This window comes from Coprococcus sp. AF51-11b1 (assembly GCF_027682785.1).
In the GTDB taxonomy this organism is placed as follows: Bacteria; Bacillota; Clostridia; order Lachnospirales; family Lachnospiraceae; genus Allocoprococcus; species Allocoprococcus comes.
Map to the genome: position 1 here is coordinate 84,708 of NZ_JAQCZB010000013.1, position 25,135 is coordinate 109,842.

20 protein-coding genes are annotated in these 25,135 nt (G+C 41.2%); 2 read left to right on the plus strand and 18 right to left on the minus strand.

The annotated features are described in order from the left end of the window. Positions 1-5 precede the first annotated feature (5 nt). From PGY05_RS13120 to PGY05_RS13200, 17 genes are all read right to left on the minus strand, one after another. Positions 6-1,370 carry an MATE family efflux transporter gene (locus PGY05_RS13120; RefSeq protein ID WP_227084508.1) on the minus strand — a complete coding sequence of 455 codons (1,365 nt, stop codon included), beginning with the start codon at positions 1,368-1,370 and terminating at the stop codon, positions 6-8. A gap of 1 nt (position 1,371) precedes the next feature. After that, complete coding sequence (locus PGY05_RS13125; RefSeq protein ID WP_173685037.1) at positions 1,372-2,556, minus strand: iron-containing alcohol dehydrogenase; 1,185 nt, start codon at positions 2,554-2,556, stop codon at positions 1,372-1,374. Between the two features lie 74 nt (positions 2,557-2,630). Continuing rightward, a complete protein-coding gene (locus tag PGY05_RS13130) occupies positions 2,631-3,179 on the minus strand; it encodes a DUF6465 family protein (protein ID WP_070097332.1) in 549 nt (182 codons plus the stop codon). A gap of 356 nt (positions 3,180-3,535) precedes the next feature. Continuing rightward, entirely contained in the window at positions 3,536-4,723 is a 1,188-nt protein-coding gene (gene dnaJ, locus PGY05_RS13135; protein ID WP_008374725.1) for a molecular chaperone DnaJ, read from the minus strand. Between the two features lie 218 nt (positions 4,724-4,941). Further along, positions 4,942-6,837: a molecular chaperone DnaK gene (gene dnaK / locus PGY05_RS13140; RefSeq protein ID WP_173686432.1), complete on the minus strand. Its 1,896-nt coding sequence runs from the start codon at positions 6,835-6,837 to the stop codon at positions 4,942-4,944. Positions 6,838-6,925: 88 nt separating this feature from the next. Further along, positions 6,926-7,564, minus strand: coding sequence for a nucleotide exchange factor GrpE (gene grpE / locus PGY05_RS13145; RefSeq protein WP_173691958.1), 639 nt, complete (start codon positions 7,562-7,564; stop codon positions 6,926-6,928). Between the two features lie 36 nt (positions 7,565-7,600). After that, positions 7,601-8,662: a heat-inducible transcriptional repressor HrcA gene (gene hrcA, locus PGY05_RS13150; protein WP_022220707.1), complete on the minus strand. Its 1,062-nt coding sequence runs from the start codon at positions 8,660-8,662 to the stop codon at positions 7,601-7,603. A gap of 887 nt (positions 8,663-9,549) precedes the next feature. After that, positions 9,550-9,996, minus strand: a complete 447-nt coding sequence (locus PGY05_RS13155) for an RrF2 family transcriptional regulator (protein WP_008374709.1) — start codon at positions 9,994-9,996, stop codon at positions 9,550-9,552. 3 nt (positions 9,997-9,999) lie between these two features. After that, a complete protein-coding gene (gene cysK / locus PGY05_RS13160) occupies positions 10,000-10,932 on the minus strand; it encodes a cysteine synthase A (protein WP_270476100.1) in 933 nt (310 codons plus the stop codon). Between the two features lie 114 nt (positions 10,933-11,046). Continuing rightward, on the minus strand, positions 11,047-12,228 hold the full coding sequence (gene hemW, locus PGY05_RS13165) for a radical SAM family heme chaperone HemW (protein WP_055157567.1): 1,182 nt from the start codon (positions 12,226-12,228) through the stop codon (positions 11,047-11,049). A gap of 209 nt (positions 12,229-12,437) precedes the next feature. Continuing rightward, a complete protein-coding gene (gene lepA / locus PGY05_RS13170) occupies positions 12,438-14,249 on the minus strand; it encodes a translation elongation factor 4 (RefSeq protein WP_008374702.1) in 1,812 nt (603 codons plus the stop codon). 38 nt (positions 14,250-14,287) lie between these two features. Next, on the minus strand, positions 14,288-15,277 hold the full coding sequence (holA, locus tag PGY05_RS13175) for a DNA polymerase III subunit delta (protein ID WP_195479461.1): 990 nt from the start codon (positions 15,275-15,277) through the stop codon (positions 14,288-14,290). Beyond that, a complete protein-coding gene (locus PGY05_RS13180; protein ID WP_330673021.1) occupies positions 15,274-16,896 on the minus strand; it encodes a DNA internalization-related competence protein ComEC/Rec2 in 1,623 nt (540 codons plus the stop codon). Before PGY05_RS13180 ends, holA begins: the two co-directional genes overlap by 4 nt. Positions 16,897-17,201: 305 nt before the next feature. Continuing rightward, entirely contained in the window at positions 17,202-17,591 is a 390-nt protein-coding gene (locus PGY05_RS13185; protein WP_118622595.1) for a DUF6262 family protein, read from the minus strand. Next, complete coding sequence (locus tag PGY05_RS13190) at positions 17,566-18,855, minus strand: tyrosine-type recombinase/integrase (protein WP_270476102.1); 1,290 nt, start codon at positions 18,853-18,855, stop codon at positions 17,566-17,568. Before PGY05_RS13190 ends, PGY05_RS13185 begins: the two co-directional genes overlap by 26 nt. Positions 18,856-19,069: 214 nt before the next feature. Next, on the minus strand, positions 19,070-21,037 hold the full coding sequence (locus tag PGY05_RS13195; protein ID WP_270476103.1) for a tyrosine-type recombinase/integrase: 1,968 nt from the start codon (positions 21,035-21,037) through the stop codon (positions 19,070-19,072). A gap of 13 nt (positions 21,038-21,050) precedes the next feature. After that, entirely contained in the window at positions 21,051-21,995 is a 945-nt protein-coding gene (locus PGY05_RS13200) for a tyrosine-type recombinase/integrase (protein ID WP_270476104.1), read from the minus strand. 373 nt (positions 21,996-22,368) lie between these two features. On the opposite strand from PGY05_RS13200, the gene PGY05_RS13205 reads away from it, so the two are divergent. Continuing rightward, entirely contained in the window at positions 22,369-23,058 is a 690-nt protein-coding gene (locus PGY05_RS13205; protein WP_270476105.1) for a helix-turn-helix domain-containing protein, read from the plus strand. 255 nt (positions 23,059-23,313) lie between these two features. Continuing rightward, positions 23,314-23,934, plus strand: a complete 621-nt coding sequence (locus tag PGY05_RS13210) for an AAA family ATPase (RefSeq protein ID WP_270476107.1) — start codon at positions 23,314-23,316, stop codon at positions 23,932-23,934. Here PGY05_RS13210 and PGY05_RS13215 read toward each other — a convergent pair. Further along, positions 23,931-25,019 (minus strand): toll/interleukin-1 receptor domain-containing protein, encoded by a 1,089-nt coding sequence (locus PGY05_RS13215; protein ID WP_118622605.1) that lies wholly within the window; start codon positions 25,017-25,019, stop codon positions 23,931-23,933. The genes PGY05_RS13210 and PGY05_RS13215 overlap by 4 nt on opposite strands. Between the last annotated feature and the right edge of the window lie 116 nt (positions 25,020-25,135).

Here is a 25,135-nt window from a genome sequence, read left to right on the forward strand (position 1 = left end):
CAATGTTATGCCAGCTCTGCTTTTTCTCTCGTCACATTCTGAATCCATTTATAGCTTCGGTAGCGCATGACTGTGATCGGTACTTTGATCACCTCATCACTCATCAGAAGGATATAAACAACCTGCACCGGCGCATGAAAGACAAAGGCAGCGATCATACCCAGCAGAATAGAGCATCCCCACATGGTAGACACATCCAGGATCAGACCAAACCTGGTATCTCCTCCTGCCCGGAATACACCCACCACAAGGGTCGTATTGATCGCCTGGCAGAGTGTAAAGTAAGACATAACAAAAAACATAAAATAAAGATACCCCTGCGCTTCCTGTGAGAGTGTCATCACATGATTTGCAATCGGAGCAGCTATCAGAATGATGCCGCCTCCTACCGCACCGGTAATAATACTCAGCCACAAAAATCTTTTTCCATACTCTTTTGCCAGATGAAACTCTTTTGCACCGATGGTCTTACCAAGATAAATGGCAGTCGCATTGGATACACCAAAGGCAACCACCGTTGCCAGCTGTCTTGCGACCTGAGCAACAGAATTTGCTGCCACCGCAGCACTTCCCAGATGACCGATCACTGCTGTATTCGCAGTAGAACCAAGTCCCCACATCATTTCATTCAAGATCACCGGACTCGCATAAATCAGAAAGTCTTTTAGAAGCACCTTGTCGATCTTACGCATATAGACCGGGTGAAATCTAACGTCATGGTTTTTTACTTTTGCATACCAGATTACAATGATAAGTTCTACGATCCTTGCTGTCAGAGTTCCGATTGCCGCACCCATAATTCCCATCTTCGGTAAACCAAATAAGCCAAAAATAAGAAGCGCATTTACCAGGACATTACAAATTAGTGACGCGCTGTAGACAACCGTTGCAATCACAACCTGCTCGATACTCCGCATAATGTAAAGATAGACCTGCGTTGCCGCCATCAGGACATAGGAAAGCGCCACGATCCGCAAATATTTCACACCTTCTGCGATCACGGCCGGGTCACTGGTATAGATATGAAGCAGCACTTCCGGAATGATTTCCGCAACAATGGTAAAAAGAGCTGCACAGCTGACACCGATGGTCATTCCCATTCCAAGGATTTTTTCAATCGTCTGTGTATCTTTCTTTCCCCAGTACTGTGCGGTCAAAACCGTTGCACCTGATGTTGTACCGAAAAGGATCAGTGTCATGACAAACTGTATCTGCCCTGCAAGGGATGCACCTGAAAGAACTTTTTCGCTGACTCTTCCAAGCATCAGCACGTCTGCCGCCGTCACACCCACATTGATCAGATTCTGAAGTGCCATTGGGATTACAAGTGCGAACACTTGTCTGTAAAATTTTCTCTTATTTATTTCCATCTTATTTTCCTGCTGCTTTCCGAAAAATCTGGTATACATCTTCGGCAGTAAGTTCTTTGATTTTTGAAAGTTTTACAGTGTCATTTAATGTCGCAGCCATAGCAAGTTCCCGCAGATCTTCCTCTGATACTTCTCCGATCTCCAGTTCCTTTAAATTTGTCGGCATATGAATCTCACGGAAATATTCTACCGTCCGGCGAATTCCCTCTTTTGCGGCTTTCGCCACGTCTTCTTCCTCTACGCCCCACACTTTTTTTGCGTAATGCGCAAATCTTTCTTCATCGTTTTTATAGACATATTCTGCCCAGGATCCCCAGACAGCTGAAAGGGTTGCCCCATGCGCCTTATCATATTTTGCACCAAGTGCATGTCCGAGCTTATGTACAGAAAAATCTTTTGCTCTTCCGAGACCTGTCAGACCATTATGTGAAAGACTTCCTGCCCACATGATTTCACTCATGGCATCGTAGTCTGTCGGATTCTCCAGACCTTTCTTTCCATTTTCAATCACAACCCGCAGAACTCCCTCTGCAATCTCATCTGTCATCTGATTTCTCGTATTCGGAATAAAATAACGTTCCAGCGTATGCATCATGATATCTACGACTCCACATGCAATCTGATATTTTGGAAGCGTATAGGTAAGAACCGGATTCATGATCGCAAACTTCGGGCGGTTCAGGCCGGTGCTGATTCCTCCCTTTTTCCCTGTTTCTTCGTTTGTCAGAACTGCGGAATCGCTTGTTTCACTTCCTGCTGCCGCAATCGTAAGTACGCATCCTACCGGTGTCGATCTGGTAAGTGTGATTTCACCACCCCAGATCTCCTCCAGAGACCAGTCCGGGTTTGCCACACCATGGGCGATTGCCTTTGCTGTATCAATAGAACTTCCACCGCCTACTGCAAGAAGAAAATCCGCACCGAACTCAATTGCTTTCTCAACGCCTTCCTGTGCATATGCCATCCGGGGGTTTGGCTTTACTCCGCCAAATTCCTCATAAGCAAGTCCTTCTTTTTCCAGTGCTTCTTCTACCTGCGCAAGAAGTCCGCTTTTCTTTACACTTCCACCGCCATATACGATAAATACACGGCTTCCACCCCATTTCTTAACTTCTTTCCCAACTTCTGCCTGTGTGTTTTCTCCAAACAGGATTTCTGTCGGGGTATACTGTATAAATTTTTGCATTTTACCTCTCTCCTTAAAAAAATCCGAACCGTTCAATAAAGATTGCGGTTCGGACTAAATCTTTCAGTCTTATCTTATAACCATACTTTTCCGGTATGTTCGCCATTGATTACATAGTATACTGCATAATCTTCCGGTTTTACATAAAGCTCAATACTCTTGATCTCGGAAATTTTATGTTTCTGTTTTGTCCAGTCTTTTTTTACTGAAGCAATCATATCTTTTGTGTTTACTTCTTTTTCACCATACTGAAGAACAACTTCTGTTTTGATTTCTTTCTTTGCCGCAGATTTTTTTGCTGTTGTTTTTGGTGCTGCTTTCTTTACTTCTTTTGTAACTTTCTCTGCAGTTTTCTTCACTTCTTTTGCAGCTTTTTCAGCTGTTTCTTCTACTGTTTTTTTCACTTCTCCTGCAGCTTTTTTTACTTCCTGCGCTTTCTTTTCAACAGTAGCCTTTACTTCTTTCGGCTGTGCTTCTTTTTTAGCAGTTTCTTTTACTTCTTCTACTTTTTCGCTGACTTTATCTTCTGCTGCTTTAACTGCTGTTTTTACTTCTTCTTTAGTTTCTGCCGCTGCCTTTACCTCTGCTGCCTTTGTTTCTTTTATCTGTTTTTTCAGTGCCATATTGGTTTGCCCTCCTTAACCGCTAAGCCTTACTATTTTAAATCCGCAAAACTGACAATACGCTGTGTTATCATTTGCTCTTTGACATTATAGCATACTAAATGAAAAAAGTCACATTTTTTCATTTAATTTTACATGCCTCCGTGTTATACTATAAAAAGGACGAGAAAAGGAGGTACGTGTTATGGGTATTTTATTAGTAGCACTGATCGGTGTAGCAATCATCGCCGCTGTCGTTGTTGCTTCTTTCACTGCCGTTCTCGGAGGTGTCATCGGAGGAGAACTGGAAGACGAAGAAGAATAGTAAAAAAGTGGCTGCGAAAAACTCAATCGGGTTTTTCGCAGCCACCTTTTTATTATTCTTCAAATGTTTCTTTTAACTTATCCATGAACCCTTTTTTCTTAGCTTTACCCTTCGATTCAGAAGCCGGCTCTTCCTGGTTCAGTGTATTTCCTGTCAACTGATCAAAATGTCTAAGCACTTCTTTGGCTTCCGGACTTAATTTTTCCGGGGTCTGAATAACCAGCGTCACATAATGATCACCTCTGACCTGAGGATTTCTCAAAGAAGGTACCCCTTTTCCTTTCAGGCGTACTTTTGTATCAGTCTTAGTTCCCGGTTTTACGGTATAGATCACATCACCATCAACCGTCTTGATTCGCACATCACCACCAAGTGCTGCCTGCGCAAACGAAATTGGTGCAGTTGAGAAAATATGAACATCCTGTCTCTGGAAGATTGGATGTCTGGAAACCGTAACTTCTACCAGAAGGTCTCCCCTCGGTCCGCCATTCACACCCGGTTCACCTTTCTCACGGATTCTTACGCTCTGACCATTGTCAATACCTGCCGGGATTGTGACTTTGATCTTCTTGCGGCTTGAAGTATAGCCTGTTCCACCACAGTCCGGACATTTCTCACGAATGATCTTACCTGTTCCATGACAGTCCGGACAGGTCTGCACATTCTGCACCGTTCCGAAGAACGACTGTGATGTATAAACAACCTGACCTTTTCCACCACATTTTGAACAGGTCTCCGGACTTGTTCCCGGTTTTGCTCCTGTTCCGTTACACTTTGTACATGGATCTTTCAGAACGATATCCAGTTCCTTCTCGCATCCAAAAATTGCTTCCTCAAATGTAATCCGGACACCTTTACGGATATTGGCGCCTTTCATCGGACCATTGTTCGCACGTCCGCCTCTTCTGCCACCGCCAAACAGATCACCGAAGATATCACCAAAAATATCACCAAAGTCTGCCCCGTTAAAATCAAAACCGCCATATCCACCGGCTCCGCCTGCACCGCCTTCAAACGCTGCATGACCAAACTGATCGTACTGACGCCGTTTGTCTGCATCACTCAGAACAGCATAGGCTTCAGAAGCCTCCTTGAACTTCTTTTCGGCTTCTGCATCTCCTGGATTCATATCCGGGTGATATTTTTTCGCCAAAGCTCTGTATGCTTTTTTCAGAGTCGCATCATCCGCATCTCGTGATACGCCCAGGATCTCATAATAATCCCTTTTTGCCTCTGCCATAATCCTACCTCACTTAGATATTTCTCAAAGTATTTTAATACAGAATGTACCCTGGCACATTCTCATGCCCGCGCCGGCTCTCTGCAACATCTTCTTTGCACATGCAGTTCACCTAACCGGAGGCTTTTTATGTCATAAAAAACTATTTTTATTTATGATACATGAAATCTGCAAGACGGTATAATGCCGCCTTGCAGTTTCTCATCTTATCTTACGGATTAAACTTCTTTGTAATCTCCGTCAACTACGTCATCTCCGTTAAATCCTTCCGGAGCCGGTCCTGCTTCTGGTGCAGGTCCAGCCTGTGATCCTGCCTGACCAGCCTGTGCGCCTGCCTGACCAGCCTGTGCGCCTGCCTGTTCGTAAACCTTTGTGAACAGTTTCTGAGCGCTTTCCATCAGTTTTTCTTTTCCTGCTTTGATTTCTGCAACCTGAGCATCTGTAAGTTCTTCTGTATTCGCTTTTGCAAGCAGATCTTTCAGAGCCTGTACGTCAGCTTCTACTGCTGCTTTGTCTGCTGCATCGATCTTATCTCCAACTTCGCCAAGTGCTTTTTCTGTCTGGAATACCATAGCGTCGGCATCGTTCTTAGCATCGATTGCTTCTTTACGTTTCTTATCCTGAGCTTCAAATTCTGCAGCTTCTTTTACAGCTTTGTCGATATCTGCATCAGACATATTAGATCCTGCTGTAATTGTGATGTGCTGTTCTTTTCCTGTTCCCAGATCTTTTGCAGATACATTTACGATACCGTTTGCATCAATATCGAATGTAACTTCGATCTGTGGGATTCCACGTGGAGCCGGCGGAATTCCATCCAGTCTGAACTGTCCGAGGGACTTGTTATCTCTTGCAAACTGTCTTTCACCCTGTACAACATTGATATCAACGGCTGTCTGGTTATCAGCTGCTGTAGAGAAGATCTGGCTCTTCTTTGTCGGGATTGTTGTGTTTCTCTCAATCAGTCTTGTAGCTACACCACCCATTGTTTCGATAGAAAGTGAAAGTGGAGTTACATCAAGAAGAAGGATGTCGCCTGCGCCTGCATCTCCTGCAAGCTTACCACCCTGGATAGAAGCACCAAGTGCTACACATTCATCCGGGTTAAGAGATTTACTTGGTTCTTTTCCTGTCAGACGTTTTACTTCTTCCTGAACTGCCGGGATACGTGTAGATCCACCAACAAGAAGTACCTGACCTAAGTCTGCTGCTGTAAGTCCTGCATCAGAAAGTGCACGTCTTACCGGTTCCTGTGTCTTTTCTACAAGGTCACGTGTCAGTTCATCGAATTTAGCTCTTGTAAGAGTCATATCAAAATGCTTCGGTCCTTCAGCTGTTGCTGTGATGAACGGAAGGTTGATGTTTGTTGTTGTTGCAGAAGAAAGTTCTTTCTTTGCTTTTTCAGCTGCTTCTTTCAGTCTCTGAAGTGCCATTCTGTCTGTTGACAGGTCTACGCCTTCTTTTGCTTTGAAATCTGCAAGCATATAATCTGTGATCTTCTGGTCGAAGTCATCTCCACCAAGTCTGTTGTTACCAGCTGTAGAAAGAACTTCGATAACGCCGTCACCGATCTCGATAACAGATACATCAAATGTACCACCGCCAAGGTCGTATACCATGATCTTCTGTTCTTTTTCATTGTCAAGTCCATATGCAAGAGCTGCTGCTGTAGGCTCGTTGATGATACGTTTTACATCAAGGCCTGCAATCTTACCTGCATCTTTTGTAGCCTGACGCTGAGCATCGTTGAAGTAAGCCGGAACAGTGATAACTGCTTCCGTAACTTTTTCTCCAAGATATCCTTCTGCATCTGCTTTCAATTTCTGAAGGATCATAGCTGAAATTTCCTGTGGAGAATATTTCTTTCCATCGATGTCTACTTTATGATCTGTACCCATCTCACGCTTGATAGATGAGATTGTCTTTTCTGCATTTGTTACTGCCTGACGTTTTGCAGGTTCACCTACAAGACGTTCTCCTGTCTTTGTAAATGCTACTACAGATGGTGTAGTTCTTGCTCCTTCTGTATTTGCGATTACGACCGGCTGTCCACCTTCCATAACCGCTACACAACTGTTTGTTGTACCTAAGTCAATACCAATGATTTTGCCCATTATGAAGACCTCCTGTTAATATAATAAAAATTGTATTTTGCTTTGTTATTTATATAAAGTGTATCGTAAATGCGGTACACGGTATATCTTAGTTTGCTACCTTTACCATGCTGTGTCTTACGACTGAGTCACGGTACATATATCCTTTCTGGAATTCCTCGGCTACTACATTTTCACCAAGTTCTTCATCCTCCACATGCATCACTGCATTGTGGAAATTCGGATCGAATTCCTGACCAACTGCTTCGATCGGTTTTACTCCGATTCCTTCCAGTGTGCTCATCATTTGTTTATAGATCTTATCCATTCCATCTACGAACGGATCATCTTTCTTTTCTTCCGGTACGGACTGAAGTCCGCGTTCAAAGTTGTCTACAATCGGAAGAATTTTTTCTACAACATCTTTGGCTCCGATCTCATACATCGCTGACTTTTCTTTTTCAGTACGCTTTCTGTAATTATCGAACTCAGCCATGTGTCTCGTAAGTTTGTCTGTCAGATCTGCGATCTGCTCATCCTTTTTATCTTTTTTATTCTTCTTTTCAAACAGCTTCTTTTTCTTTGGTTCTTCAGTATCTTCGGAATTCGTCTCTTTACCAACAGCTTCTTCCTCTGTTGCTTCGGTTTCTTCCGGTTCCTGCCCTTTTGCCTCCTGCTCTTTGGCTTCTGCCTCCGCAGCTTTCTTTGCTTCTTCCACTGCTTCTTTTACCATTTCTTCATTACTCATCTTTTTATCCAATGGTTCTTCCACCTTTCTTACTTCTTATTCGAGCTTTTTCGGCTCATCCCTGTGGAATATGTCATCCAGCTCTGCCATCAGTGTCTTAAGCGTCTTCATGACATGTTCATAATCCATTCGCTTCGGTCCGATGATTCCGATGGTTCCCTGCATGCCCTCGCCCAACTCATATGTTGCTGTGACTACGCTGCAGTCTTTCATGTTCTCCACATTCGATTCATCTCCGATGTATACCTGAATGTCTCTGTCTTCACCGCCGTTTGCCATTGACTTTGTTACCAGAGCGGCAAGCTGCTGCTTTTCTTCAAAAGCACTGATGATCTCCTGTGCGCTCTGCTTATCACTAAGCTCCGGATACTTGAAAATATTCGTCGCGCCACTGGTGTAAATCTCCATGTCGTCATCCAGCTGGATCACATTCGCTACTGCATCCAGGACACTGCTCATCACACCACTGTGGATCCCTGCCTGTTCTTTCAGTCTTGCGATCACTCCCAGATTGATCTGCTCTAGTGAAGTTCCATTCAGCGAAGTATTCAGAAGCATATTCAGCTTCAATAGTGCTTCATTGCTGAGCGGCTCATCCAGTGTCACGATCTGGTTCTTTACAATGTTGCCTTCCATCACGATCACAACGATCAGCTGATGGTCATCAACCTGTGAAAGCTGGATAAATTTTAATTTGTTCCCGTTGTAAGTCGGAGTCGAAATCATCGTCGCATAATTCGTGTTGTTCGCAAGAACCTTTGCAACCTGCTTCAGAAGTTCTTCCATCTTGTCAGCCTTCTCAAGCATCTGACCTTTGATTTCGGTAATCTCCTGTTCTTTCTGGCTCATCAGCATATCCACATACCATCTGTAACCTTTATCCGACGGAATCCTTCCTGCTGATGTGTGAGGCTGCATAATATAACCAAGCTCTTCGAGATCTGCCATCTCATTCCGAATTGTTGCCGAACTTAAATTCAGATCCGTATACTTGGAAATCGTTCTGGATCCCACAGGCTCTCCGGTCTCAAGATAGTTCTTAATGATTGCATGTAAGATCTTCGTCTTCCGCTCATTAAGTTCCTGTATGGCTTCCATATGCTACCTCCTTTTTGTTATTAGCACTCGTTATGTCTGAGTGCTAACATTTTCTACGCTTATAAATGTACCACTTACTATTCACTTTGTCAACAGGGTTTATGATTTTTTTATTTTTAGTCCGGTTCCACCCGGATATGCTGTCGGATTCCAATTCAATCGGCAAACCATTCCGATGAGCCTCTGAAAGCGAACATTATGTCAGCAAAGGCTTCCATAATGTTCTGAGTCTCATCTCCATTGCCTCAAATGAATTGGAATCCGACAGCATATCCGGGTGGAACCTCACTCAAGCCTATAATAATCGACTTGATTTGGGCGCTTACAGGACATACTATAAAGGATTTACTTGCTTTTTTAACAATACTGTATTGCGTGGGGCGGGACTTAATGGCTGCGCCATTTTCGTCCGCAAATATTGGAATCGGACTGTTTGAAGATGATGTATTTTCTACTTCCTGGGATTAGGCTGTTTTGAGATGATGCATTTTCTACTTTCTGGGAGCTCCACACTTCCACTTAAACAACAACTGGCTGGAGCAACCGGTTTTTTCCGCACATCATCAGACTGGGGCGTCCCGTCTGTATGTTTTCTGTCTTCCAGGAAGAGGGTGGGGAGTTTTGGAGGAAGGGAGCGGGCGACCAGGCAGAAAAGAAGGGATTCCAATTCATTTGAGGCAATGTAGATGAGACTCAAATCATTGTGGAAGCCATTGCTGACACAATGATTGCTTTCGGAGGCTCATCGGAATGGTTTGCCGATTGAATCGGAATCCCTTCTTTTCTGCCTGAACCGCCTGCTCCCTTCCTCCCAAACTCCCCACCCGACCGTCAAACCAAAAAATACACACCTCAGCCTCCCGGTCTGATGGTGTGCATTTCTTCTATTATATATAGTACATATCCTGACTGTATTCACTGTATTCCTGATATTTTTGTTCGAGGTCAGAGAGAAACAGATTCTCAAGGATATCCTGTAGTCCTCTGTTCAGACGTTCGATAACTTCACTCTGTACAGCCTGAGCCGCAGCTCTTCCATTCTCGGCGCCTTCTACATCCTCTTCTTCGATGAGATAATCACCTTCCAGCGCACGTAATATTTCCGCAACCGAAATCTTTGTGGCAGGCTTCGCCAACAGGTATCCCCCCTGCGGTCCTTTCACGCTTTTAATGATTCCGGCTTTTCTGAGTGCCGCAAATACCTGTTCCAGATACTGCGGTGAAATACTGTTACGCTCTGCAATTGCTGCAAGTGCAACATGGGATTCTTTTGAGTATACGGACAGGTCGATCAGTGCCCGAAGTCCGTATCTGCTTTTCTTTGAAAAATTCATATTCTACTCCGTGAAGAGCGGTGTGGAGTAATATCTGTCTCCGGTATCCGGAAGCAGTGCCACAATCGTCTTTCCTTTGTTTTCCGGACGTTTTGCAAGTTCGATCGCTCCATAAAGTGCGGCTCCCGAAGAAATTCCTACCAGGATTCCTTCTTTCTTTGCAAGCAGCTTTCCTGTTGCAAAAGCGTCATCATTTTCTACAGTAAATATTTCATCATATACAGTTGTGTTGAGTACGTCCGGTACAAATCCTGCTCCGATTCCCTGAATCTTGTGAGGACCACCTTTTCCTGTAGAAAGTACCGGTGAGCTTGCAGGCTCCAATGCAACGATCTTCACATCCGGATTCTGGGATTTCAGATATTCGCCGACACCGGTCAGTGTTCCACCTGTACCAACACCTGCGATAAACAGATCTACTTCTCCGTCTGTATCCTTCCAGATCTCTGGTCCGGTTGTCTTTCTGTGTACTTCCGGATTAGCCGGATTAACAAACTGTCCAGGGATATAGCTGCCCGGGATCTCTTTTGCAAGTTCATCTGCTTTTTCAATCGCACCCTTCATTCCCTTTGCACCTTCTGTCAGAACAATCTCTGCTCCGTATGCTTTCAGGATGTTTCTTCTTTCTACACTCATTGTCTCCGGCATAGTAAGAATGATACGGTATCCTTTGACTGCTGCAATCGATGCAAGACCGATTCCCGTATTTCCCGAAGTAGGCTCAATGATAACAGAACCTTCTTTTAATAATCCTTTTTCCTCAGCATCCTCGATCATTGCTTTGGCAATTCTGTCTTTTACACTTCCGGCCGGGTTAAAATATTCCAGTTTCACAAGGATTCTTGCCTCTAATCCTAATTCTTCTTCAATATTTTTCACCTCTACAAGAGGAGTATTTCCAACAAGCTCTAAAACACCATTATAAATTTTTGACATCGTAAGTTCTCCTTTCTTTCCTACTGTTTTGATAGGTTTAACTCGATGATGTCATTATATGCCTATAAAACCTATTTGTCAAGTATACTTTATATTTTTCTGATTTTCCAAATTTTACTCTTCCAGCAGAAACTCTACAAACACACTGTTGCTGACATCGATCCCCCGTTTTGTAAGCCATACTCTGTCATCATCTTGCTCAAGAAGCTTTAAGCTTTCCAGTTTGCAGATCGGTTCACCGTAAATATCCTCCAGACTCTTCCCAAAATACTCTGAAAATTCTTTTTTTGAGATTCCGTTCATTTTCCGCAGTCCAAGAAACATAAATTCCTCCATCTCCTCAGTTTCTGTCAGAAGCTCTGCCTGAAATTTGTTCCTGTAGGAATGTGCATACTCCCTTAACTGATCCGGGTTCGTGTAGCGACTCATTTTTCCTTCCAGCTTCCTGCATTTTCCAATCAGATCCCCGGGAACCAGAGATGCCGCACCAATTCCAAATCCCAGATACGGAATTCTCTCCCAATATCCCAGGTTGTGCCGGCAGGCATATCCCTCCTTAGCATAATTGGAAATCTCATAACGGTGATATCCGTTCTTCTCCATCAGCGTTTCCGTATCCCAGTACATCTGACGCTCCGCATCCTCATCCGGAAGCTTTGGTCCTTCTTTTGCCTCGTCTTCTACATATTTTTTATAGAAAGTTGTTCCCTCTTCCAAGATCAGACTATATGCAGAAATATGCTCCGGGGAAAGTGCCATTACCTGCTCCAGTGTACGCCTCCAGCTTTCCACCGTCTGCCCCGGAATTGCCGAGATCAGGTCTACATTGATATTTGAAAAACCATTGGCTCTCGCCAGATGATATGCTTCCCGAAATTCTTCATAAGTATGGATTCTTCCAAGCAGACGAAGTTCCTCATCATTGACCGACTGCAGACCGATACTCAGACGATTCACCCCTGCCTGTCTGTACTTTCGCAGTTTTTCTTCCGTTACCGTTCCCGGATTCATTTCCATAGTGATCTCTGCGTCCTCATCCAACGTAAATATTTCCCTGACCGTATCCATCAGCCGCCCAATCTGCTCACCGGTAAGAAGAGATGGGGTTCCGCCTCCGAAAAAAATGGAAATCACCCTGTAATTCTGCACTGTATCCGGACAGTTTCTGATCTCGTCGACCAGCATTTTCACATATTCCTCTTTTTCCTTTTCTCCGGCCGGACCGGAAAGGAAATCACAATATGCACATTTTTTCACACAAAACGGAATATGAATATATAGTTCTAAAGGCTGCATCTGCTTTTCTCCTTTTCTGTTCAAAAGGCAGGAACCTTTCCCTCGGAAACCGCTCCTGCCTTTTTGTGTATACGATGAGCCAAGTACAGATTTGTGCTTGCACAAGAATCTGTACTTGGCGAATGTACATCATCGAGCTGTTAAGCGAGATAGTGTACAAAGTATACGAATCGAGTAGGAGCCAGCCTGCTCGATTATCCTTTGTCTATCTATTTGTCGTCCAGTTTTAATACACTCATAAATGCCTTCTGTGGAATTTCTACATTTCCAACCTGGCGCATACGCTTCTTTCCTTCCTTCTGCTTTTCCAGAAGCTTCTTCTTACGGCTGATATCACCGCCGTAGCACTTGGCAAGTACATCCTTACGCATGGCTCTTACTGTCTCACGGGCAATGATCTTGCTTCCGACAGCTGCCTGGATCGGAATTTCAAAAAGCTGTCTCGGAATCTCTTCTTTGAGCTTCTCACACATCTTTCTTCCTCTCTCATAAGCACTTCCCGCAAATACAATAAAGGAAAGAGCATCCACTTCTTCTTTGTTGATCAGGATGTCCAGCTTGACCAGATCAGATTTGACATAGCCGAGCATTTCATAATCAAAAGACGCATAACCGCGGGATCTGGATTTGAGCGCATCAAAGAAATCATAAATGATCTCATTCAGAGGCAGGTGGTATTTCAATACTGCTCTGGTCTCTTCGATGTATTCCATTCCCTGATATTCGCCACGTCTTTCCTGACACAGATCCATGATCGCACCGATAAATTCGGATGTCACCATAATCTCTGCTTTTACCATCGGCTCTTCCATAAAATCAATTTCTGACGGATCCGGAAGATTAGACGGATTGGTCAGGTCGATCACTTCTCCGTTGGTCTTGTGCACCTTGTAGATAACGCCCGGCGCAGTTGTCACCAGATCCAGATTGTATTCTCTTTCCAGTCTCTCCTGAATGATCTCCAGATGCAAAAGTCCAAGGAAACCACAGCGGAAACCAAATCCCAGCGCAAGAGAGGTCTCCGGTTCAAACTGAAGTGCCGCATCGTTGAGTTGCAGTTTTTCCAGTGCATCTCTCAGATCCGGGTATTTGGAGCTGTCTGCCGGATACATTCCGCAGTACACCATCGGGTTGACCTTTTTATATCCCGGAAGAGGCTCAGAACATGGATTTTCCGCGCCTGTTACGGTATCACCCACACGGGTGTCCTTTACATTTTTCAGGCTGGCTGTAAAATATCCAACCATTCCTGCTGAAAGCTCATCACAAGGGATAAACTGTCCGGCACCAAAATATCCAACCTCCACAACATCAGCAGTTGCACCTGTCGCCATCATATGAATCGGCATTCCTTTCGTGATACATCCTTCTTTGATACGGCAGAATACGATAACGCCTTTATACGGATCATAGAGAGAATCGAAAATCAGTGCCTGAAGCGGTGCATCTGGATCTCCTGTCGGAGAAGGGATCTTTGTCACGATCTGTTCCAGAACCTGATCTACATTAAGCCCTGTCTTTGCCGAGATCAGTGGTGCATCCTGCGCTTCAATTCCGATCACATCTTCAATCTCTTCGATCACACGCTGCGGCTCTGCGCTTGGAAGATCAATCTTGTTGATAACCGGCATGACATCCAGATCATGGTCCAGTGCCAGATATACATTTGCCAGTGTCTGCGCTTCTACGCCCTGTGCCGCATCAACGACCAGGATTGCTCCATCACAAGCTGCAAGACTCCGTGACACTTCATAGTTAAAGTCTACGTGTCCCGGAGTATCGATCAGATTAAAGATATATTCCTCCCCATCCTTTGCCTTATAAACCGTGCGGACTGCCTGTGATTTGATTGTGATACCACGTTCTCTTTCCAGATCCATGTTATCCAGCACCTGTGCCTGCATCTCTCTGCTGGTCAGAAGACCTGTCTGTTCGATAATACGGTCCGCCAGTGTGGATTTTCCATGGTCAATATGTGCAATAATACAAAAATTCCGAATCTTTTTCTGATCCATATGCATATTTTCAGTCTCTCCTTTTTCTTCTTATCTATATCTGATTACTTTTCCCGTTTGCTACTGTACTGCACCAGAAAGAGTTCCACCGAGAGGATATCTCCCATCTTTCCGGTTTTTACATCTTCTTCCGTCTGTACACCAGCTTCTACGATCCCACGCAGCTCTTTCCTGGTAAATGCCTTCGCCTGTGCCCGGTACTTTCCTACCAGGAATGGCATGATTCCCACCTTGGCGGCAATCTCTTTTGGCGGAATCCCAGTACGGTCCATCTCTTTTACCTCCATCAGAATACGGAACTGTCTGGTCAGCAGGTAGAGGATCCGCATCGGCGGTTCCTTCAGTGTCAGAAGATCATAATAGTAATCCAGCGCTTTTTTCTGCTCTTTTGCTGCAACCGCATCTACCATATCAAAAATATGGTTTCCGATCTGCGTAGTACAGATTTCATCAATATCTGCTGCCGTGATCTCCGTGTGGTTCATGCAGTAACAGAATAATTTTTCCAGCTCCTGCCCGAGATTTTCCATGTCATTACCAGTCTTTGCAAGCAGATAGCGCACTGCTGCCTCCGACATCTGAAGCTTCTCCTTTTTCGCCATCCCAAGGATCCAGCGGATCAGTGTCTTTTCATCCTGCCGCTTCAGTTCTACAATATGACCTTTCTCCTTGATCGCTTTGTAGAGCTTTCCTCTCTTATCCAGCTCTGATTCCACAAAGATCATATAAGTGGTCTCCGGCATGTCCTTCAGATATTCTGCCAGCTCCGGTGTCGCATTTTTCAGAAAACCGGTATTTTCCAGAACGATCAGCCTGCGCTCTGCAAAAAAAGGTAAGGTCTCGGCAAGGTCGATAATCTCCTTCGGGTTCGTGTTCTTCCCCTCAAAATAACGATAATTCATCGTGTCACCTTCCGGAACCATCGCTTTGACGAAACGGTTTTTATATAATTTTTTCAGATAAGCTTCTTCTCCGTATAGAAGATAAATCTGCTTAAACTGTCCTGTCTTTAAATCTTCATTCAAACTTTTCATGGACTTTGGATACCATATTCCCTTCCATCTGTATACATACTAACAGCACCTCTGTCTTTCGTATTATATAGGCTTACGCCCCATTTTGCAAGTCTTTCCAGTGTTTCCGCATGCGGATGTCCATAACGGTTTTCTTTTCCGGATGAACAGAATGCTGCCCGTGGTCGGATCACTTCCAGAAGCTCTTCGCCGGTCGCATTTCTTGATCCGTGGTGTCCGACTTTCAGCAGATCATAACACGCCGGAAGTTCTCCTTTTTTCCGGAGATTCTTTATTCTCTCTGCCAACAGCTCTTCTCCGGTATTTTCCAGATCTCCGGTAAAAAGCATGGTAATTTTTTCATATTGCAGGTGAAGTACCAGAGAATTTTCATTTCCATTTTCAGATGGCTCACCTTCTCCAGGCCAGAGACAACGCATCTTCAATTTTCCAGACAGAAAAATAGTATCCATCTCCATTACCCGTACCTTCGTTCCTGCCTCTTCTGCCAGATTACATAATTTAATAAGCCTTTCATCCCAATATTTCTGTTCCGGAAAAATCAGATACTGGATTTCTACTCCATATTTTCTCCGTTCCAGAAGTTCTTCCACTGCATTTAAGTGATCCACATCCCCATGCGTCACCCACACATAATCCAGCCTCTTTACGCCCCGGAATTTTAAAAATGGTTCCAACCGGTATCTTCCTACTGCATCTACCGAACTGCTTCCGCCGTCGATCAGGTAATTTTTTCCGTTTCCGTCCCGAAAGAAAAAACAGTCGCCCTGTCCCACATCCAGCATAGTCAGCTCCATCTGCCCTCGTTTCCACTTTGGGATCCCAAGCAGGATGAGCAGGATCCCAGCTGTCACAAGCTGTCTTACCACCTGTTTCCCGGTTTGTCTGCCCTCTTTCTTTTCCTTCCTTTTTCTCCACAAATAAAATAGAAGAACCCCATAATAACAGGCAATCTGCCAGAGCCGTGGTCTTCCCGGAATCCACCTTGCCCCCGGAAGTTCCAGGAGCAGACCGCTCCCTTTTTCATAAAAAAGCAAAATCCACTCTGTTATTTTCCAAAGTGCGCTCTGCATTATATTTCCTGCCCCACACGGAATCAGCATGACTGCCATCCCTGCACTCCCGCAAAGCAGAAGCACGGATGCCATCGGAATTACCAGAAGATTCCAGGCTGGCGCATACAGGCAGGTTTCATAATAGTGCCACAATGTAACTGGCAGCAGAAAAAACCAGAGCCTCACCGACATCCGGACACTGTCTGAAAATCTGCCTTTTTTATTTCCCAAACCAATCAGATAGATACCGAGAACCGCAGCAAAAGAAAGCTGGAACCCTGCCGTAAAAAGCCGCAACGGATTTGCCAGAAGCAAACCAATTTCCGCAATCCCAAGTGCCGTCAATCCATCGTATTCCCTTCCTGTCAGCTCTGCTCCCATCCGGATCAGAAACATGATAAACGCCCGCAATGCCGAAACACTCATTCCGGTCATCACCACATAGCTCTCAAGAAGCAGACTTCCCACTACACCGGCCTGTAAAATAGAAAATCCGGTTTTCCTAAGCCCCCGGTAAAGTCCGTTGCCAAAAAAAGAAATATGCAGACCGGATATTGCCAGAATATGTACCCCACTCTCAGGAAAGCCGGAAAATCAAGGTCTTTACATGATACACAGTGTTTATTGTGTTCCCCATTTAACAAACTAATACCAAACACATTTTTCTCTTCAGACAGCCTCTCTATAAAATAAAAAGTAACAGCTTACTCTTTTTCTGTAAAAATCACAAAATTATAAAAAAATGAGGGCGAAAACATCTTACTGTCTTCGTCCTCGAATTATTAAAACATAAGAGAAAAAACTTCAGAAAACTCACATCCACGCTGATCTATTTCTTATTTACTTTTCCAATTCTACAGGTATAAAATTTACAATCCTTTAATAAACGCAACTTCTTTTTTCTTAAGAGCTTTCTTCAACTTTTCATTCTCTGCCTTTAAATCCTTATTCTCTTTCTGAGATTTTTCATACTCCATTTTTATTAACTCATTCTGCCGCTCCAAAGCATAATCCAGAATCACTTTCTTTTTCTGATGGAACACCTTGCCTTCCTGCTTCTGTCTTGCCTCATTCAAAAACTTGCTTACAGTCGGATTCTTATAGAAGAAAGCCCTTGACAATCCGGTTTTCCGAACTAGTTCACAAACCAAAAGTTGCTCTTCTTTATCCAGCATTTCTTTAATCGTGCGGATCGCGCGGTCAATTTTTTCCTTACTCGCCTTTTGATTAGACTCAACCATTTTTGAATACTTGCTCATATCCATCCCACTCCTTAATAATTTCACTTAAAATCTCATCCATCGTCTTTCTTAATTCTTCGGTTTCCTTTACCAGTAGCTTTCCGCTTGCCCGCCGATACCGATATACCGTATTCACTCCTCTATGCCCTAATAGATGTGCAATAGCAGCATCATCCAGATGCAGTTCCACAAGTTTCATGCCATAACAGTGCCGGAATAAATGTGTGGCAAAGCCCATTCGTTCTCCGTTGTCTTTGCAAATATCATTTTCGTGTATCAATGTATATACACGGTGTTTCAGCATAGAATATTGAAACGGCAGGGAAGGGTTCGACTCATTTACGAATACATATTCCGTTTCCCCGTACCTTTCGTATGTATACTCTATAGATTTCTGAATTAACTTAGCCACATCATCTGGAATCGGTTTTTCATAATAAGAGGTCTTTACCTGATACATTCGAACAATATAATGTCCATTTTCCTGATATAAGCAGTCTGTTCGCAAGGTAAGTGTATCAGAAATCCTTCCACCAAGCATCTGATGCAGGATCAGCGCACGTGCCACCTGTTCTTCCATATTAACAATATAATAGTTCAAACGCTTTATTTCCTCGTCAGAATAAATTTTAAATGCTACTTCCGGTGCTTTTGGCATGTCCTGCTTAATAAACAATTTCCCCAACTTGGGCTTGTCAATCACTTTTCCAACCTGCTGCAGCATGTTTTTTAAATTTGCCATTTCCGTTTTTAAGTTTCTTTCCTGGCCTCTTTCCAGATTGATGTAAGTCAAGTATTCTTCAATGTTTAATCGCCCTACTTCTCCTAAACTTTTAATCTCTGGATTTCTCTTGGCAAGAAACTCAGAAAACCGTCTTACCGCACGTATCTCTCCCTGTAACGAACCTACCGATAAATATTTAATCCGGATATAAGATGCCCGTTTTACCTCTTCCCTTATCGTCTCTTGTATGATTCCTGTAAATTTTATTGTCCTTATTACATCTATCGGATTCTGTCTGACCTCAAATCCAAAATTTTCCAGTTTCCACACATCTTTTTCCCATTCTGACCGTTTATCTTCCGGCTCTAAATAACGAAGCAGAAGACGTAGATACTTGATCGGTGCCGCATCCTCCTGTAAATTCTTACCCATACTTTTCATATGATGCTTTCGTGTGATTTGATAGCCATGATTTAATAGCCATGCCCTAAATTTCTTAACAAGGACTTCTTCTGGTATTGCCCTGAAGCTGTGCAGAAACGGATATTTATCTTTCATAAATCTAGCAAGTAGATTGTAAAGAATTATGTCTCCATTTACGGTAGACATACTCAACTCTTCTCCGCGGCTTCGTATGAATGTTTCCATTTCCTTTTTCTGCCCTTCCATTGTCAAAAGATCCAAATTATAAAAATGTTGTTCCATAACTCTAATATTTTTTTCAGAAATACATCCTTTTCTTTGATAGCAAGGAAGTTCTTTTATGTAAATCCTAGTTTCCATCTTTGTCACTTCTTTCTTTCCATTCACTTACCAAACTTTTCTGTTCTTTATAATATTGTTCACTTGACATATCCACATGTTTCTGAATACAGTCAATATACCGTCTTGTCATATTTTCATGTTTATGACCTAAAAATTCCCGGATTGCCTGTATGGACGCCCCGCGTTCATATAAAGCTGTGGCTACACTATGCCGATAATCGTGCGTTTGGAACACATGATCTCCGCATCTAATTCCCTGTTTTTTGCACCATGCCACCATTTCATGCCAATAGTGTGTTGACAAAAATGGTCCTCCTTTGGAATTTTGGAACACATAAGAGTCTATACCGATTTTCTTTCGTTCTATATAAACCATCATGCTACGATATAATATCATCGGGATTGGAATTACCTTTTCCATCTTCATTTTGTGCTGGTAAATCCTAAGCCAGGCAACCCCCTCCTTCAGATAATATCCTTCCCGTTTTATGGAACATACTTCATTGATTCGTAACCCCAAGCACCATAAATGCAGATACATAAGCCTCATGTCTTCTGGCAACTGGTTTAATTTCTGTAAGATCTCCGTCACCGTATTCTGTGGTACGGACCGATAATGATGTGGTACCGGTTCCCGCTTTATATAATATTCTGAATAAAACGGAACCTTGCTATAATATCCCCTCGCTGTCAGGAATCTAAAAAAGCAATGGATTTCAGCCACCTTATCGTTAAATGTTGCAATTTCAACACATTCCTTTTGCAACTCTCTCATATATAAATCAATCTCTGCTGCAGTTAATTTATCTACTGCAAGTTTTTCTTTATCAAGAAAACGCAGAAAAGCTTTTGTAATATACGTCCGTGCCCATATATTTTGAACAGCAGCTCCAGTTACACCCAACTGATATTTTACATACATCTTTAAATATTCTCGGTTATGTTTATCTAATATATCTAAAAATGAAATTCGTTTTACCGGTCTTGTCGGATCATAACGGGTTATATCAAACTGGAAACGCTCCAAATACCATACATTTGCATCCCAGTTAATATCTTTAGCCTGCAAAAAAAGGATTCTCTGTACTTTATCCACAATCTGAGGATATCGGTTATTTACAAGAGGAACTTCTTTTGCTTTACTAAAATACTCATCAATCTGATTTTGTTCTAGCTGTGTTAGATCCGAAATCCCTCTGTCTATGCAATACACATAAAAGAAATGCAAAGGGGCAAGATACCCCCGCCGTAATTTACGCTCAGAAAAGTTTTCTAATGCATAATTTAGAACTGTAAAAATCTGATATTTCAGTCTCTGTGATGTCTTAATTGAAAAATCCCATATAATTCCTTCTGCATCCTTGCAATAGTAAAATTCCTTTGCCAAATTATAATCCGGATGATAACCCAAGTAAATTCTCTTCTCTTGATACTTTAGCCGAATTCTAGTTTCCCTTATACTGTTATTTCTTTTTTTAATATCAGATAACTTTAGTTTATCTAAGCCGCTTAGATACCATGGACGGTTTCTTTTATTTATGGTTTTCTCCAGATATTGTTCATAACTCACCCTGACATCCCAGTCAATTTCTTCCAAACTATATATCTTCTTCTCCACCATAAATGCATACACTTTGTTCTTAAGAGTCTGTTCTACTGTGTCACATTCTTCCAGCTCTTCTTTTAGTTTTACAAATTCTTTTTGCTTATGAAACATTCTCCAATCCCGTAAAGATTTTTGGTATACACCTATCAACTTTCTGTCTTTAATTCCATGTTCCTGAAGCCATAGTGCATACGAATCAATCAAACTATCTTCAATTTCTGTTACATCGTACACATTTTTCAAATATAAATACTCTATCCCACGCTTTATAAATCTCTTTTCCCTTACCGGGCACTCCTCTATCTGTCTTTCTAAATATTCGGCATTCTTCTTTTCTTCATAAAAGCAATTAACCACTTCCATTGTCATATTTAACCAACTCCTATAACAATTTATCCGCCATATATAATGCTGCATTTTTGCGAAAAAGCTCTTCACTTGCTTCAACCAACTCTTCATTGCTAATGTTCAGATAATTAATAGTTGTCTGTAGATTCCTATGCCCCAGCGCCTGACTGATCAATTCCAAACTCCATCCATTCTTCCGGCGCTCGTTTGCAAAATAGTGCCTGAGCATATGAGATGTAACTTTAATCTGTGTCTTCTTTTGTAAACGGCGAAGCATTGCATTGACTGCATCTTCTGTTAACGCTTGTCCGGCATGTTCTCCAGATAATGTAATAAACAAATATTCTGATTCTCGCAATAATTTTCTGTACTTAGCATAGTAAAAGAGCAGAATGTCAAAAGTATCTTTGCTAACCTTTGCCCACCTGTCTTCCTCATATTTTGCACGCACTTCATTTTCATTGTCTACTCTTGGCTCAACGCGTATCCGACACCCTTGGTAATCAATGTCCTCCACATAACGTACCCCTAAAAGCTCTCCAATGCGAAATCCGGTCTCAGCTAATAAAAGAAGTAACAACTGATCCCTGCAATTTGTACATGCATCCAAAAGAACGATAATATTTTTTCTCTCTATGGTTCTCCCTTTTGATGAAACTGCATTCAAATATCCATCAAATGACCGGCACAGCTTGGTCTTTCTAACGCCTATAGCATTTGTATACGAAATTGTCTTATCTGAAAGAACCAGCAATGAGCCAAACTGTTCATATTCCATTTCAAGAAATTGATAAAAACCAAACACATCATGTAAATATGCATTGCAGGTCCCATTATCTGGAATTTTCCTTACTTCCCCGGAAATATGCTTTCCTCCTTTAACCCAATAGAGAAAGTTCTGAAAAAATTCCATTTGTGCACTATAAGTCATCTCATAAACATCCTCAAACTGTCTCCCCTGTTCTTTCAAATATCCCATAAAATAGGATAATGAAAACGCAATACGCTTTACTGTATTGGGGGAACGATTTGAAGTTGTCTTATGCTTCAAATATTTTGTTGGATATACACAGATACTGGCATCCTCTGTCCGGCGAATCAGAAAATAAACTTTTCCATCATATCTCACATTTCCAACCTCATAAGTCTTCAAATTTCGATCACCCCCTCTTTTACTATATCTACATTATACACACCTTTTCTTTTTTATGTCAATTATTATTGATATGGATTATTATATATTGATTTTCTTTTGTTTTAAATCTACACACTTAGCAAAAATAATTTCCCCTACTAATTATCTGATTGATTGTTCCATTCCCACATGATATAGTGAAAATGGAGGTTTTATTATGAACAGTCAATTTGATAAATCAGCATTTTCAATACTCCTCAAAAGAGCACTTGGAAATCGAACACAAAAAAGTTTTGCCGAAGATATTCAAATGAGCAAGGAGCACCTTTCCCGTTTAGTAACGCAAAAACGGGAGACTCCACCTACTATAGATACTTTAACCAAAATTGCCTTAAATTCACAAAACAGAGTTTCTTTGCAAGAGTTACTTTCTGTTTGTGGCTATGATCCAAACACTATATCCGTTCCTGCTACCATCAATCATATGATGGAGACCGTTAAGCTTGCTTTATCGCATATTCCATATGATTTTTCCGAACATTTATGTGATAACACCAGCTTTTACCAAATGACTTCATGTTTTGCAAACGGTCCCATTCACCGTTGGTATTTTCATTTTCTTTCAGACAATACTTTTGGAACTGTAGAGCATGAACTTTCTACCAATCTTTTAAGTTTAATATCAAAAGAAATGAAGTCTGACGACAAAATCAGCTTTGTTACTTCGATTCCTTTGTTATTTCAGTACTACATGGAACACCGGCCTCATAATTTAAACTTAAACCTTTCGTTCATTCTAATTAACGAACATACATTAACTGTTTCAAAAGAAATAGTGCTTCAAACTGCCAGCTCAATACCTTATGAAGTTTTAAACAACTATACATTCCCATCAAACCCGGAATAATTCCGGGTTTTTTTATTGCATTAGCTCACAATTTTATAATGTTTATCCTCTTAAAATATAAAAAGTATGCATCTTCTACATTTCTGTAAATTTTCACACAAAAAACTCCTAGAATCACTTTACTCTAGGAGTTTTTATGTTGGTCTGGTTTTCCATCCAATCTGTCTGCGTTGCAGTTGTAAATATTATAGATAATTTGTAGTTATCTGTTGTGAATATATATATATTAATGTTGCATGAGTTAAAGGGAGAATTATGGAAAGAAAATATACATTACCTCAGAACTTAGTCCTTTTAATATCTGGTGTTCCTGGTGTTGGGAAAACCACTCTTTCTAATGAACTTCTTAAGATACATAAAGAAATCCGACTAGTCGAAGAAACGGATATAATACGAGAAATTTTAAGAGGATATAATGATTATTTGTTTCAAGAGCATGGTTTTTTGCAAAATAATATTTATTCGCATCATAAATTTCTGACTTATGATATGGCAAAAAACCAAGGTAAAATCATGAAAAACTCTATTATAAATATTATTCAACGTCAACAAAGGAAAGGAATTCCATCTATTATAAATGGTGTACATATTATTCCTGAAGAATTATATGTACACCTAAAGACATCCAATATTGTATACATTAATTTATATGTAGATTCAGAAAAAATCCTATGGGCCCGTTTGAAAAAGCGAGATTCTCAAAAATATAAATTAGAATGTATACCTCTTTTATATCAAACTAACATTGATTTGAAGAATAGTATATTACGTTTAGGAGAAAAGATTTCTTGTTATAATATTAATGTAAGCTTAAATTCAATCTCAGAAACGCTTGCTGAAATAAATGAAATCTTTTATCATTTATATGGTAATTAAAATAAATCTACAGCACCATTCCAAACAGCGCAATACTTTTCGATACATTCTTTTCCCCGTTCAGAAGTGGCACTGAAAACTTCAAATTTTGAATCTGTCATTATTTGAGGTTGACCATTTTCATCAAAATGTGGTTTAGAATAAATAATACAATTATCTAAACGAATTATAATTTCTTCTCGCCGATTAGAATATTTGCGAAAACATTTTTGGAGGATTCGATTATCACCAATCTGATATTTGGCTCTTTTTATTGTAGCATCTAATTCTTGTAAAAAGATATCTTGTTGTTTGTGTGCAAATTTTACTTCTTCCGCTTCAGGATTTAAAAACATACATCTAAAATCGATGCCAGCCATATTGTCTATTATAGATTTTTCTTCCAAATATTCAAACAATTCCTTGAAATTTCCACCAAATAATTTCATGTTTTTTCTTCCATAAATCCACAGGTATTTTCCAGTATATAAGAATGACTGCACAACTGCTTTCCATAAATCAAATGTTTCAAATCCAGTCATAAAATATGCTGTTTTATTTCTATAAATAGGACTTTTTACTTTGAAAGATTCATTATTTAACAATATATCAACAAAATCTTCACACTGTATATCCACCTGACGATATTTATCTTTTATATTTTCTACATTTTTAATAAAATTTGAAAGAACATTTCTCGTATATGATGAGTCACGTAATCCAAAACAATTTATAAATGATGCTTCAAAATCTGCACCATTTATATTAATTTCTCGAACAACATTCATTGGATTATCTATCCATGAATGCCAATTGGGATCATTATCAAATAAAAGTGGAATAACCGTTTTGTTTAATCCACAAGCAAACCCCGCTTCATAAAGTAGCCAGGGTGATTTTTTATTTTCTTTGGTAAAGCAAAGTAATAGCAAATCACAGTCTTCTATTTTTTTAATTATTTTCTCTTGAACTTTTTCGCCTGCTGAAATATTTTCCTCTGACATAAACACATTTGAATGAGGATCAAGGCTTTCTATAAGATATTTTATTTCTAATGCAAATTCTCTACTCTTAGCTTTAGACCAACTCACAAAAATATTTGGCATATTATATTTTCTTCCTCCATTTTATTGTCCTAAATTCAACAGATAACTACAAATTATCATGCTAATTATAACAAATTTCTCCAAATTTTTCCATACCACATCCAAATTTTCTTGTA